Annotated in this window: 13 protein-coding genes and 2 tRNA genes; 11 read left to right on the top strand and 4 right to left on the bottom strand. The window is 49.9% G+C overall.

Translation table 11 applies throughout. From position 1 onward, the window contains the following. Positions 1-126 precede the first annotated feature (126 nt). Positions 127-1,155: a hypothetical protein gene (locus BT142_RS13020; RefSeq protein WP_072418624.1), complete on the bottom strand. Its 1,029-nt coding sequence runs from the start codon at positions 1,153-1,155 to the stop codon at positions 127-129. Positions 1,156-1,415: 260 nt separating this feature from the next. Here BT142_RS13020 and BT142_RS13015 point away from each other — a divergent pair, with 260 nt between their 5' ends. From BT142_RS13015 to BT142_RS13000, 5 genes are all read left to right on the top strand, one after another. After that, entirely contained in the window at positions 1,416-2,876 is a 1,461-nt protein-coding gene (locus BT142_RS13015) for a YfjI family protein (RefSeq protein WP_072418623.1), read from the top strand. A 101-nt stretch (positions 2,877-2,977) separates the two neighbouring features. Continuing rightward, entirely contained in the window at positions 2,978-3,274 is a 297-nt protein-coding gene (locus BT142_RS13010; RefSeq protein WP_072418622.1) for a helix-turn-helix domain-containing protein, read from the top strand. 3 nt (positions 3,275-3,277) lie between these two features. Next, positions 3,278-3,451 carry a hypothetical protein gene (locus BT142_RS19150; protein WP_175444948.1) on the top strand — a complete coding sequence of 58 codons (174 nt, stop codon included), beginning with the start codon at positions 3,278-3,280 and terminating at the stop codon, positions 3,449-3,451. A gap of 308 nt (positions 3,452-3,759) precedes the next feature. Further along, positions 3,760-4,959 (top strand): plasmid recombination protein, encoded by a 1,200-nt coding sequence (locus BT142_RS13005; protein WP_072418621.1) that lies wholly within the window; start codon positions 3,760-3,762, stop codon positions 4,957-4,959. A 118-nt stretch (positions 4,960-5,077) separates the two neighbouring features. Beyond that, positions 5,078-6,259 (top strand): tyrosine-type recombinase/integrase, encoded by a 1,182-nt coding sequence (locus BT142_RS13000; protein ID WP_072418620.1) that lies wholly within the window; start codon positions 5,078-5,080, stop codon positions 6,257-6,259. A gap of 116 nt (positions 6,260-6,375) precedes the next feature. Here the strand turns inward: BT142_RS13000 and BT142_RS12995 are convergent. The 3 genes from BT142_RS12995 to BT142_RS18480 form a co-directional block, all read right to left on the bottom strand. Then, positions 6,376-6,450, bottom strand: a tRNA-Glu gene (locus BT142_RS12995). A 3-nt stretch (positions 6,451-6,453) separates the two neighbouring features. Next, a tRNA-Met gene (locus BT142_RS12990) sits at positions 6,454-6,530 on the bottom strand. A 175-nt stretch (positions 6,531-6,705) separates the two neighbouring features. Further along, positions 6,706-7,152: a zinc ribbon domain-containing protein gene (locus BT142_RS18480; protein WP_084659472.1), complete on the bottom strand. Its 447-nt coding sequence runs from the start codon at positions 7,150-7,152 to the stop codon at positions 6,706-6,708. Between the two features lie 204 nt (positions 7,153-7,356). Here BT142_RS18480 and BT142_RS12975 point away from each other — a divergent pair, with 204 nt between their 5' ends. The 6 genes from BT142_RS12975 to BT142_RS12950 all read left to right on the top strand — a co-directional run bounded on the left by BT142_RS12975 (position 7,357) and on the right by BT142_RS12950 (position 12,988). After that, positions 7,357-8,178, top strand: a complete 822-nt coding sequence (locus BT142_RS12975) for an Mrp/NBP35 family ATP-binding protein (protein WP_072418619.1) — start codon at positions 7,357-7,359, stop codon at positions 8,176-8,178. Between the two features lie 159 nt (positions 8,179-8,337). Further along, on the top strand, positions 8,338-8,709 hold the full coding sequence (locus BT142_RS12970; protein WP_072418618.1) for a GntR family transcriptional regulator: 372 nt from the start codon (positions 8,338-8,340) through the stop codon (positions 8,707-8,709). Positions 8,710-8,712: 3 nt separating this feature from the next. After that, complete coding sequence (locus BT142_RS12965) at positions 8,713-9,582, top strand: ABC transporter ATP-binding protein (RefSeq protein WP_072418617.1); 870 nt, start codon at positions 8,713-8,715, stop codon at positions 9,580-9,582. Further along, positions 9,566-10,303 carry a hypothetical protein gene (locus BT142_RS12960; RefSeq protein WP_072418616.1) on the top strand — a complete coding sequence of 246 codons (738 nt, stop codon included), beginning with the start codon at positions 9,566-9,568 and terminating at the stop codon, positions 10,301-10,303. Before BT142_RS12965 ends, BT142_RS12960 begins: the two co-directional genes overlap by 17 nt. A gap of 12 nt (positions 10,304-10,315) precedes the next feature. Continuing rightward, positions 10,316-11,113, top strand: a complete 798-nt coding sequence (locus BT142_RS12955; protein ID WP_072418615.1) for an ABC-2 transporter permease — start codon at positions 10,316-10,318, stop codon at positions 11,111-11,113. 12 nt (positions 11,114-11,125) lie between these two features. After that, positions 11,126-12,988, top strand: a complete 1,863-nt coding sequence (locus BT142_RS12950) for a serine hydrolase domain-containing protein (RefSeq protein WP_072418614.1) — start codon at positions 11,126-11,128, stop codon at positions 12,986-12,988. Positions 12,989-13,022 lie beyond the last annotated feature (34 nt).

Here is a 13,022-nt window from a genome sequence, read left to right as displayed (position 1 = left end):
AACTGTCATTTCTAATTGCTTTTGCACAGTCATTTTTAGTGCTTTTACAAATTATACCATACTTTCATCGTAATAGCAAGAGCAATTCCCGGTTTTACGCTGTTTGCAACTTTGAACCCACTGGATTCAAAGTTCACCTCTATGCTCCTTCTCCCACTCAACTGCCAGACCATTCCAAAACCGCGCAAATTTCTTTCTCAGTTGAATGTAAAATTGCTCCATTTCATCATCGGGCAAGCGGTTTTCTGCCTGATACTCCTCGATCTTATCTTTGAGAATTTGAGTATAAGCCTTCCTTTCCTTGTCAAATCTTTGAAGAACTTCGCTATCTTCATTTACCCTTGCAGACAACTTCGGCTTCTGCTGACCAATATAGTTACTGAGCTTCGTGAGATACTTCTGATATGTACCGTTATCTCTCTCCCTGCGTTTCGCATTTTTAAGCTCGTTCTGATAAGTAGCCTGACACTCTGTGCCGTCACAGCATACAGCATTTTTCTTTCCGAGGAATACCTTACCGCAATATTTACAGCTGCAAACATATAGCTTTCTGCTGTGTATTGCAAAGCTGAAATCATAGAAGAAGTTGACAAGTGCAGTATCAGCCACGGTGTAAATATCGTTCCTGTCATTTCCCCGTATAATGATCTTATCAAAACTAAGCCTGAATGCTTTCATATCGCTCTCGGAGTTGAAGTCAAAATTCCAATCGTCACGCATGACCTCACGGATATTATTAAACACCTCATTGACATATTCCGTGGACTTCTTCAAGGCTCTGGTGTTAAAGAACGCTCCTGCCTTGTCGATGTCTGCTCTTGCTGAAAGAAAAATATCTCTCAGCGTATCGGAGTAGTAACGTGTGAAGAAGTTGAAGCTGTTCAGGCGGTTATCGTCAAACCGTTCCAATATCTCACGGAACACTGCACCTCTGCCGTTGATCGTGCCTATCAGCTCGTCTGTGAGCTGCTCATAGTCCAGGAAGCCGTTACGAAACTCCGTTATATCCCTGAAAATCTCGTCAAAGCTCAGGATAGTCTGCATATCTTCGGAGATATTTCCCCATAACTTTGGATCGTCCTCTGTAACCACAAAAATAACGTTCTTTGCCTGCTCGTCGATGCGATAGAGCAGGATTTTTTTGTTTTCTGCCATGTTTTGCTCCTTTACAATAACGTAAAACGTCAAATACGTTATGAATATTATAACACTTTAGGCTATACTTGTCAATACTTTATCATAATTTATAACGTGAATTAATGTTACGTTATGCAAATTTCAAAGTAAATAACGTAAATTTCAATATTATAACGTGATATTATGGATTTACAGACTACCGTTATGGTACAATATTCATGTCAGCAAGAGACAGACAGCTGACATAACACTAAACATCAGAAAGGACTGATTCATATTTGAATGAACCTACACAGTGGGCAACGCCCATACCACTCCGTCCCGACGGAACAAACCTCCTGCCGTTCCCCGTGAACGCTCTCCCTCCGATACTAAGGGATATGGCGCAAGCAATAGCGACTACCACTTCAACGGACGCTGCTATGGCAGGCACAGCAATACTCTCTGCGGTAAGCTATTGTTTCTCAGGCGTTTACAGAATGTCGGCAAAGCGAGATCACACCGAGCCGCTGGTGCTTGATGCTCTTACAGTAGCAGAGCCGAGCTTCAAGAAGTCGCCTGTGATCTCAATGGTGAAGCGACCGTACATACAGTTCGCTCACGATTGGAACGAGAACAACAAGCAGGACATCTTCAAATCTCAGGCGGAGTACAATTTGTTAGCCGGCAAGCTCGAAGCACTTGAAAAGAAGAATGATGTGACCGCCGATGAGATTGCCAAGCTCCAGACCGATATGAGCAATCTCCCTCAGAACAACTTCCGCAGGATAGTGGTGGACGATATTACGCCCGAATCACTTGTGCATCAGCTCGAAGAAAACGGCACTCTGCTGATGATCTCGGACGAAGCGGGTATGCTCGGCAACTTTAGCGGACGTTACAGCAACAACGTCCCGAACCTTGATCTCCTGCTGAAATCGTGGAACGGGGAAACGTATATCAGCGACAGAGCGACCAGAGGGAGCATTGTGCTGAAAAAGCCGTATATGAGTATCTGTCTTGCGTGTCAGCCGTATGTTTTTGATAGCATGATTAACAATTCTGCTTTCAGGGGCAGCGGTCTGATAGCTCGTTTCGTGTACTGTTTCCCCGTAAGCAATATCGGCTCACGGCGCTATGATACGTCGCCTGTCCCCGAAAATGTTGCGGAGAAATACAAGAACCTTGTGTACAAGCTCCTCAACACCAAATTCAACTACCATGACGAGAAAGAGCTGTATCTCCACTTTGACGGCAAGGCTTACAAGGAGTTTGTTGATTATTACAACGACTACATTGAGCCGCAGCTCGTCACGGATATGGCTTTCTGCAAGGACTGGGGCGGCAAGTTCCACGGTCTTATCCTGCGGTTATGCGGTATCATTCATTGCGTAAAGTGTGCGCTGAATGATGTGAACCCCATAGAGAACCGAGTAGGCATTGATACGTTCTGCAATGCGATTGAGATTGCAGGATACTTCCGTGAGCAGGCAATTTATGCTTACAGCTTGGGCGATATTGACCTCGGAACGGTAAAGGCGGAGAGGGTGCTGAACAAAATACGCTCAAAGGGTATCCGTGAGATCAGGCAGAATGACCTTTACAAGCTCTGCCGTTGTACGCTTTTCAAGAACGCAGCCGACTTCGCTGAGACCATGGAGATGTTGGAGGAGTATAACTATCTCCGCCGTGTGACCATTCAGGGGGCAAACGGCAACAACAAGAGTGGGATTATGGCTTTTATAAATCCCAACATCTGAACAATCAACATTATCGACATTTTCGGGCTTCGATTGTGCTGAAAATGCTGATAGTTCATAAAACTCAAAACACAAACCATAGAAAGAGAGAGGTTTACACTATGACTACTACACAGAAGAAAGAGATCGTTGACAACATTCTGGAGCTGCTGATTCAGCTCACCGAGGACGGAGAGAACTCCGTTCCGCAGACCACCACCACACCGACTTCTAACAAGGTTGAGATGCTGACTATCAAGGAATGCACTGAGGTCATTCAGGGACTTTCCGAACACACCGTCCGTCAGCTCGTGAAGCAGGGCAAGGTGAAGTCCGTACGCACAGGCGAGGGCAGGAACGGAAAAATCCTTGTGAACAAGGCTGACCTGATCGACTATTTCAACGGAAAGGGGGTGTGAGATTTGAGCAAACTTGAAACGCTGAAATTCTTCCTCTGGAAAAGAAGCGGTCTGCATCTTCGTGATGCTCTCGCTCGCTACTATGAGTACCTGTCGAATGAGGAGATCAGGCTCTACGAAAAGGAGATAGATCAGCTCCTTGAAAAGTACGAAGTTGAGGTAGAGATGCCGTTCTGATTTTACGATTTTCAGAATCACATTTCTGAAATTTTGTAATGCGGATTTTTGCATTACTGTGTCCACATTTTCGGCTTCTCCGTCAGCCGTTTCAGCCTCGCAGAGCCCCAATAGCATTTTTGATAGTCCGAATAGGCTGTCGAAAGTGCTTTGGGGTTACTGGCGGCACTCCGCAAGTAAATCCCAGCGCTCCGCGCTGTTTGGTTTGCCGATATACTTATCGTTGCAAGCCAATTGCCCATCAGGGCTTTGCGTCAACAATTCCCTCATCAGAGGGTTCAGATATAGAAACAAAGGAGACTATTTTTATGAGTACAAAGACTATCTCAATGTGTCAGGGCAAGGGCAGCCTGTCACATAATAACCGAGAGTTCTCTGCCAAGAATATTGACAGCTCACGGACTGCGGACAACATTGTTTTTGTCCGTCAGGATCTGGGCGAAACCTACGATCAGCTTTTCGGCGCAGCGGTAGAGAGATACAACGCTCGTCAGAAAAGAAATGACCGCAAGATTGACGACTACTTTCAGCACCTGTTCAACCGTGAGCCGAGCAAGAGTGTTATCACCGGAGCGAACAAGCAGAAAAGTTTCTATGAGGACTTGGTTCAGATCGGCACGAAAGACGATACGGGTGTTGGCACTCCCGATGCGGAGATCGCTGTCGCCTGCCTGCGTGAATACATGGAGGGATTCCAGCAGAGAAATCTGAATTTCCATGTGTTCAATGCCGTGATGCACCTCGATGAAGCAACTCCCCATTTGCATATTGACTACATTCCAATCGGGCATTTCGACAGAGGGCTTGATACCCGAAACGCAATGGCGAAAGCTCTCGAAGAAATGGGACACGGCAAGGGTGCAAATGCGATCAACCGCTGGCGTTTAACCGAGTGGGAAGTTCTGCATCAGATCTGCCTTGCTCACGGTATCGAAATTGCCGAGCCGAAGAAGTCCAGAGGGTACAGCTACACCACCGAGGAATACGGCAAGCATAAGGACGAGATCAAGCGGCTTGAAGAAGAAAAGGCACAGGCTATTACCGAGCGTGATGAAGCCCGTGCAGAGCTTGACAAGGCAGCCAAGAAAAAAGTCAAGCTCGATGAGATCGAGGGCATTGAAGCCAAGGAGTCCATGTTTGGCAAAAAGGTCACGCTCTCCAAAGAGGACTATGACACACTCAGCGACACCGCCAAAAAGTATGTGGCTATGGTCAAGACCAACAAGAAGCTCAAATCCGAACATGACACGGCGGTACAGGAGCGTGATGCTCTGAAAACGCAGTTGACGGCTGTTTCCTCGGAGCTTGCCGCCTACAAAAAAGCTGAAAAGGAAAAGGCACTTTTTACCCGTGAGAAGCTGAACAAGGAAGCAAAGCGTATCAGCCGTGAGGACGAGCTTTCCCGTGAGCTGAAAAAGGCTAAGGCTTTTATTTCTGCCTGCGGATTGAGTGCTGACTATCAGCAGTTCAGATACAACAGCACTACAAGAAAGAATACATTAGAATAAAAGAAGATAGTTTATGACATACCCGAAAAAAGTACGTCAAAACCCTTGACAACGCCGATTTATTGCGCTAAGATTATAGATGTACAAGGGTATGTCATAGATTTTTAGGAGGTAATCTATGGCAACTATAAAGAAACGTGGCAACGGCTATCTTATCAGGGTCAGTTGCGGCTATGATGTAAATGGTAAACACAAGGAACAGTCCATGACTTGGAAACCTGATGAGGGCATGACGAAGAAGCAGATCGAAAAGGAACTGAACAGACAAGCAGTAATGTTCGAGGAAGCTGTCAACCACGGCTACAAGACTTCTGCTATGAAGTTTCAGGAACTTGCGGAGGAATGGTTCGAGAACTACGCTAAGAACGCCCTCAGAAGCACTACATACGAGCGTATGCTCCAGCTCACACACCGTGTCTACCCTGCGATAGGACATCTGCGTATCGACAAGATTACCGCAAGGCATTTGCAGGGATTCGTGAACTCTCTCGCAAAAGAGGGAGCGAACGAAAAGACAGGCAAGCCACTCGCACCGAAAACGATACGTCATAACCTGAGTTTTATCTCGGACGTATTCAGTTATGCGGTGAGAATGGACTTGGTATCGGACAATCCGTGCAGGAAAGTGACGATACCCAAAGGCGAGGTCAAGGAGAAGCCTATCTACTCCCAGGAGGAGATCGCACAGCTTCTCACGGCGATCAATGGCGAGCCTACGAAGTACAGAGCCTTTTTCTTTCTGATAGCGTACAGCGGTTTCCGCAGGAGCGAAATGCTCGGTCTTGAATGGAAGGACATCGACTTTGAGAACAACATCATCAGCATCAAGAGAACGAGCAACTACACCTCGGAGCGTGGCATCTACACCGACACCACAAAGACCAAGCGTTCAAAGCGTGTGCTGAAGATTAGTCCCTACATAATGGGTATCCTCAGAGAGCTGAAAGACGAGCAGGACGAAGAAGCACTCCGCCTGGGCGACAAGTGGGTAGAGAGCGACAGGCTGTTCGTCAAGTGGGACGGCAGTCCGATGAATAATCAGACTCCCTATGGTTGGCTCAAAGAGTTCTGCGAGAAGAACGATATGCCTTTCTACGGTATTCACAGCTTCCGTCACTTCGCAGCTTCTGCCTTGATCTCATCGGGGCTTGATGTGGTCACGGTATCGGGAGCGTTAGGGCATTGCAATTCAGGAACTACTTTGAACGTCTATGCTCATATGTTCCAGACCGCACAGGCAAGAGTGGCTCAGGCGATGGACGGAGCGTTCAGTTTTCTTCCGCAGGATAGCACAAGATAAAACAAGAATGTCCGCTGCAAAATCCGAATAGCGGACAAGTAGCGGACAAACCCTATTTTCGGTATAAAAGAAAAACTCGGAAACGGCGATATTACGCTGTTTCCGAGAACGTTGAATGGTGACCCGTACGGGAATTGAACCCATGATTCCGCCGTGAAAGGGCGGTGTCTTAACCTCTTGACCAACGGGCCATATGGTAGCGGCAGCAGGATTCGAACCAGCGACCCCCTGGGTATGAACCAAGTGCTCTAGCCAACTGAGCTATACCGCCACGTTAACACCGCCGATTCACATTGAGAATCATGTTCGGTGTCAATCGACTTATATATTATATACTAAAAATCCGCCTGTGTCAAGCACTTTTGCGAAAGTTTTTTAACTTTGTAATATCTTACAACGAAGCAAGTCGAATTCGACTGTTAATTGTCGGATGTGTACAAAAGTTCTCAGAAATTTTTCATTCCTGACAGTATGACCGCGCCGAAAAGCACATAGAAGATGACCGTCAGCACGACGGCGATGGCGGAAAGAATGAGGGTGGCCTTCGCATAGTTCTTCAGAGATTCGTCGCGGGCGGAAACTATGATAATGATCTGACCGATGACGGGGAGAAAACTGCACAGGAGCATCCAGCCTATCCAGCCTGCAACGGTGGTCGCTGCGCTCTGCTGATAGTAGGGCTGCGAATAGTTCGTCTGACCGTAGCTCTGATAGCCGCCCGTGTTCTGATAACCGTTAGTGTTCTGGTAGCCGTAAGTATTCTGATTGCCGTAGCTGTACTGACCGTACGCGTTGTCGGCATTAGCAGCGCCTGGGATTGGTTCGCCGCAGGAAGGACATACCGAATCGGAAGGAGAAAGCTGCGAACCGCAGTTTTTACAGAAATTTGCCATAAGATTACCTCCAATATGGTTAATATATATAAACAATTATACCATATGAATTATCCACATATATTAATATAAAATGTACGAATAGCGAACAAAAAGTTAATAATGCACCACGCCAAAAAAACTACTCGTCACAGTTGACTATTCTATCCGATTGTGGTATAATATGTCTATAACGCGCTATGCGATTTGAAAGGAATGAATGTAATGAGTGAAGAATGTACACACGACTGCGGCTCCTGCTCGGCTGACTGTTCGAGCAGGCAGGGCGGCGGCATCCAGAAGGCTGAGCCGCACTATATGTCGAATGTTAAAAAGGTGATCGCTGTTGTCAGCGGCAAGGGCGGCGTAGGCAAGTCCCTCGTGACTTCGCTGCTGGCGGTCAACGCGTCTCGCAAGGGCTTCAAGACTGCCGTTCTCGACGCCGATATCACAGGTCCGTCCATCCCGAAGATCTTCGGCATCGACACCAGACCCGTGACCACCGAGGACGCGCTTTTCCCCTGTGACAGCGTCAACGGCACAAAAGTCATGTCCATCAATCTCCTGATGGAGAACGTAACCGACCCCGTTGTCTGGAGAGGACCTGTTATCGCAGGCGCGGTAACACAGTTCTGGACCGACGTCGCCTGGGGGGAGGTAGACTATATGTTCGTGGATATGCCTCCGGGAACGGGCGACGTTCCGCTGACCGTGTTCCAGTCGCTGCCCATTGACGGCATCGTGATAGCTGCTTCTCCCCAGTCGCTGGTATCGCTGGTTGTCGAGAAGTCGGTGAAGATGGCTCGCATGATGAACATCCCGATACTCGGTATCGTTGAGAATATGAGCTATCTCGAATGTCCCGACTGCGGCAAGCGCATCGCGGTTTACGGCGAGAGCCACGTAGATGAGATCGCCGCACAGTACGAGATACCCGTGCTGGCAAAGCTCCCCATCGACCCGAGATTCGCAGACCTCTGCGACAAGGGCGCTATCGAATCGGTAAGCGACGACATGATCGCACAGTTCGCAAAGCTGGATCTTTGATCGGACAGACAAACAGACACACAAATCCCGAGAGCTTCACGCTTTCGGGATTTTTTTTGAAAAACCTCTTGACAAAGTCTATCGGCCGTGTTATACTGTACATAAGCTGATATATACGAATATATACACGTATATACAGTCTATGCAAAGGAGTACTTCATGAAGATAATCATTAAAAATCGGTCGGATCAGCCGATATACGAACAGATCGAGGAGCAGATCAAGGCTCAGATACTCGACGGGATAATATCCGAGGACGAACAGCTGCCGTCCATCAGACAGCTCGCAAAAGACCTGAAAATAAGCGTCATCACCACCACAAGGGTCTACAACGACCTTGCGGAAGAGGGCTTCATCGTCTCGGTCGCGGGAAAGGGTTACTTCGTGGCACCGCGCAATAACGAGCTCCTGAAAGAGCGTATGCTCTTCGAGATGGAGGACGGCTTTGAGAAGGCAGTAACGAACGGTCACAATGCAGGACTTACCGACGATGAGATAATCGCGGCTCTGCGCAGGTATATGGAGGGATGAACTATGGAGAATATTCTTGAAATAAACGGTCTGAACAAGAGCTATGAGGGCTTTTCCCTCAGAGACGTGAGCTTTTCCCTGCCGAGGGGCTACATAATGGGCTTCGTCGGTCAGAACGGTTCGGGCAAGACCACCACAATCCGTTCGATACTGAACATGGCAAAGACCGACAGCGGAAAGATCTCCGTTTTCGGGCTCGACAGCGTTGAGGATTCCGTGGAGATAAAGGAACGCCTCGGCGTTGTGTTCGACAGCCTTTACCTCGGCGAGCATCTGAACATCAGCCGTATCGAGCGCCAGCTGAAGCCCTTCTACAAGAACTGGGACAGCGACTGCTTTGCGAAGCTGATAAAGCGCTTCGGCCTTCCCGACAACAAAAAGGTCGGCGATTTCTCGAAGGGCATGAAGATGAAGGTCATGATAGCCGTCGCCCTTGCCCACAAGCCCGACTTCATCATCCTCGACGAGCCCACCAGCGGTCTTGACCCCGTCGCCCGCGACGAGCTCCTCGATATCCTCGCCGAGTTCATCGAGGACGAGAACAGGGGAGTGCTCTTCTCCACCCACATCACCGCCGACGTTGAGCGCATCGCCGACTATGTCACCATCCTGAACAACGGCAGGGTGTGGTTCACGGGCACGAAGGACGACCTCACCGAGAAGTTCGCCGTCCTCAAAGGCGACCCCGACGACATCCCCGACAGCGTGAAGCCGAAGCTCATAGGCTATCATAAGTACCGCAACGGTTTTGACGCGCTTATAGACCGCACCGAGCTGAAAACCCTTCCCGACACCCTCGAATACGAAAAGGCGACTATCGATGAGATACTTGTCTACATCGCGAAGGAGGATAAGAATGAAACAGATTCTTAACATGATAAAGCTGTACCTTTACACAGGTCTGCCGTTCCTGACAGACGGCGCCATGCTGTTATTGATGATGTTCCTCCTGATACTTGGCATCCTTTTAGCGCCGATAGAGATATTCGCGGCGCCCCTGCTGGTCGCTGTGATCCTGACGGCGTTCATCCCCACGGTCGAGGAACAGAGCTGCTACAGCAAACTGTACGGTATCCTTCCCGTCGAGCGAAAAAACAGGGTCAGGGGACAGTTCTTCTACAGTCTCACGGTATTTTTTCTGTGCGAGACAGGCAGTATGGTGCTCACCCTGTTGTCCTTTGCGATGAAGCTCGGCAGACTGCTTCCCTTTAAAGACCCTTTCCGCAGGATGATAGAGAACGAATACACCGATACGGGCAACCTTGTTCTTGCATTCTGCCTGCTGACTGCGGCATTTGTCCTTCTCGAACTCTACCAGGTGCTTCTGGTGATGGTGTCGGGCGTTTTCGGCAGGGAAGCCAAGACCAAAGTTTACGCAGGTCTGATAATCACGCCGCTCGCTCTCGGAGGGCTGTTCATGTTCCTCAATGAGCGGGATGTTTTGCCTGTCATCGACCTGAGTTCGCTCCGTCCGCCCGAAACGTTCACCGCGGGGGTCATCCTGTTCATCCTCACCGCGAACGCCGCGATGTTCGGGCTGACGGCGCTGTTTGCCGAACTGACAGCCGCAAAGCTCGAAAAGAATGAACTGTAAGGAGTGAGACTTATGCAGATAGATAAGATAAAAACTATCATAAATGCCGACCTCATCACGATGAGGGGGAGCAAAAAAAGCAATTTATTGCTTGCGGCTGTCACGGGGTGTATCTGTATTTTCGGTGCATTTCTCGTGTCGCCGCTCGTAGGTTCGTATCTTCCGCTCGTAACGGGGCTGCTCATAGTCCCTCTGCTGTTCCAAAACGAACAGCGCTATCACTGCGACAAGCTCTACTGCCTTCTCCCCGTGACCCGCAGGGACGTCGTCAACGCAAGATACCTGTTCACAGCCGCGCTGAATCTTGTCACCTGTCTGTCGAACTTCGCCGTTACATTAGTCTCATACAAGTTCAAAGTATATCTTAAAGTCATCGGAGATGATAACGATATACTCGATAAGCTGACAGCTGCGCTCTCCTCTTCCTTATCCAAGACGGGAGTCATCGTTGTTACCTGTTTTGCGATGAACGCGCTGTCGTTCATCATGTGTTCTTCGATTCTGCGCAACTACTTCAAGAACCCCGAGTCTATAGGCGTGAATGTTTCGCTGTCCAAGTCGAAAAAGCTGAAAAAAAGTGACTATGTCGGTCTTGGGTTCACCATCGTTATAATGATATTCTTTCTTTCGATAATGACAGGTCAGATCTCGATAGCCCCTGCGATAGCGGTCATCGCTATGGTGATAGGACAGCTCGCATCGGTGGGGGACGGCTTCATGCTGTGCTTTCTGCTGCTTTTCATAAGCGCCGCCGAAACGCTGTTCCAGTACTTCTGCACGCTCATCGAATACACCGACAAGGAAATGTAAGGAGGGCTTGATATGAAAAACACCATAAAACGTATCTCGGCGGCTCTCTGTGCGGCTGTTCTTATGACAGGCAGCTCTGCAAGCGCGTTTGCCGATGAGGTGAAGAAAGAGGAGATAATTCTCCCATCGGGCATGACCCTTCGGGAGTTCACAAAGGAGCTCGAAGAATACTCCGACCAATGTATCAGCGGTGACATCGAATCTACCGAAGAAGGCTCGGTCTCGGTGGGGCTGTTCAGGGGCGATGAAGTCATCTACACGGGATACTTCGGCTACACAGACTACAAAGAGAACACCCCCACCGACGAGAACTGTGTCTATGAGTGGGGAAGCATCTCCAAGACGCTGATATGGGTCAGCGCCATGCAGCTGTGGGAAGAGGGAAAACTCGACCTGGAACGCGACGTCCGCGAGTATCTCCCCGAGGGGTTCTTTCAGCATCTCAGCTATGACGAACCTATAACCATGCTGAACCTCATGAACCACAACGCAGGCTGGTGCGAGACCACAAGGGCGATATGGTACACCGACAGCGAGACCATACCGCCCCTGAAGGAAGCCTTGCAGTGCATAGAGCCAGCACAGGTACACCGCCCTGGCGAGGTAGTTGCCTATTCAAACTACGGTGCGGCGGTGGCAGGCTGCGTCATCGAGTGCGTGTCGGGGATGGATTACGGCGAGTACGTCAGTCAGAACATCTTCGAGCCGCTGGGTCTTGAACACACATCCATCATGCCCGACCACAGCGATGATCAGTGGGTCTATGAACGCCGCCGTCAGATGAAGAGCGTCAGCGTCGGCGGTTTATCGGGCTACGAGAACGGTCATCAGCTCAAATACGCAGGCGCGTATCCCGCAGGAGCGGCGACAGGCACCCTCGCAGACCTCATCACCTACGGTCAGGCACTTGTCAGCGACGAAGCGCCGCTCTTCAAAAGCCCCGAAACACAGCAGGCTATGTTCACGGCGACCGACAGCTACGCCGACTCTGATGTGCCCGTGAACATGCACGGATTCTTCTGCTTCGAGAGGGGAGTACGCACATACGGTCACTCGGGCGCGACCCCCTTCGGACAGGCGAACCTCGAATTCGACCCTGAAACAAAGGTCGGTGCGGTAGTCATGCAGAACGAAGGTCTCAGCTCGGGCTGGATACTCGGCGGCGTCTATCCGCTGGTGTTCGGAAATTTGCAGGCGGACAAATACGGCAGCAGACAGGGCTCGGCAGACCTTACGGGCAGGCATTTTGTCGTTTCACGTGCGCCCCATAAGGGTATGCTGAAATTCATCCCTCTGCTACAGACTGTTCAGTTCACCCACGAGTTCGACGAAATGGGCGGCGGACTTTTGCAGATGTCCAACGGCGACGAAGCGGCAGTCATGGGCGTCAGGACCCTCTCCGACGGAAGGACGCTCATCGAATCGACTTCCGTTGACGTGGTGAGCGACAGCTTCTACCTGCCGAAACTTCTGCTGTTTACCTTCTATCTGCTGGTGGCGGTGACTGCGAGCTATATGCTCCGCATCCGCCTGAAACTCAGACGCGCCCACAGGGACACAGCCGTCATCGGTTCGGCGCTGTCAGGCGCGGGACACGCCGCAAGGTTCGTTTCGGTGCTCTCGATGCTCTCATCCTTCGTCATCTACTATAAGTACTTTGGCGGCATACCGCTCTCGGCAGGAACGGTCATCGGCGTTATCCAGATGGTCTGCGGCGGGGTCTGTGCGGTCTCGGCGGCAGGCTCGGCGGTGACGCTTATAAAGGGCAGGAAGAGCAGGCTTGCGTTCATCCTCTGCGTCCTGAACATCGCCGCCAACATCCTCACCATCGCAGCCATACTTTTCTACGAGCTCTACCGATTCGGGGGTTGCTGAAACAGAAAGAAGCAGTACAGAAAAATGTACTGCT

The organism is Ruminococcus sp. YE71 (assembly GCF_900119155.1).
Lineage (GTDB): Bacteria > Bacillota > Clostridia > Oscillospirales > Ruminococcaceae > YE71.
This window is presented reverse-complemented; position numbering and strand designations above follow the sequence as displayed.

Coding starts and splice junctions, on each gene's coding strand:
- BT142_RS12950 (WP_072418614.1), top strand. CDS start 11,126: ATGAAAAACACCATAAAACGTATCTCGGCGGCTCTCTGTGCGGCTGTT.
- BT142_RS18480 (WP_084659472.1), bottom strand. CDS start 7,152: ATGGCAAATTTCTGTAAAAACTGCGGTTCGCAGCTTTCTCCTTCCGAT.
- BT142_RS13010 (WP_072418622.1), top strand. CDS start 2,978: ATGACTACTACACAGAAGAAAGAGATCGTTGACAACATTCTGGAGCTG.
- BT142_RS12970 (WP_072418618.1), top strand. CDS start 8,338: ATGAAGATAATCATTAAAAATCGGTCGGATCAGCCGATATACGAACAG.
- BT142_RS12975 (WP_072418619.1), top strand. CDS start 7,357: ATGAGTGAAGAATGTACACACGACTGCGGCTCCTGCTCGGCTGACTGT.
- BT142_RS13000 (WP_072418620.1), top strand. CDS start 5,078: ATGGCAACTATAAAGAAACGTGGCAACGGCTATCTTATCAGGGTCAGT.
- BT142_RS12955 (WP_072418615.1), top strand. CDS start 10,316: ATGCAGATAGATAAGATAAAAACTATCATAAATGCCGACCTCATCACG.
- BT142_RS12965 (WP_072418617.1), top strand. CDS start 8,713: ATGGAGAATATTCTTGAAATAAACGGTCTGAACAAGAGCTATGAGGGC.
- BT142_RS13020 (WP_072418624.1), bottom strand. CDS start 1,155: ATGGCAGAAAACAAAAAAATCCTGCTCTATCGCATCGACGAGCAGGCA.
- BT142_RS13005 (WP_072418621.1), top strand. CDS start 3,760: ATGAGTACAAAGACTATCTCAATGTGTCAGGGCAAGGGCAGCCTGTCA.
- BT142_RS12960 (WP_072418616.1), top strand. CDS start 9,566: ATGAAACAGATTCTTAACATGATAAAGCTGTACCTTTACACAGGTCTG.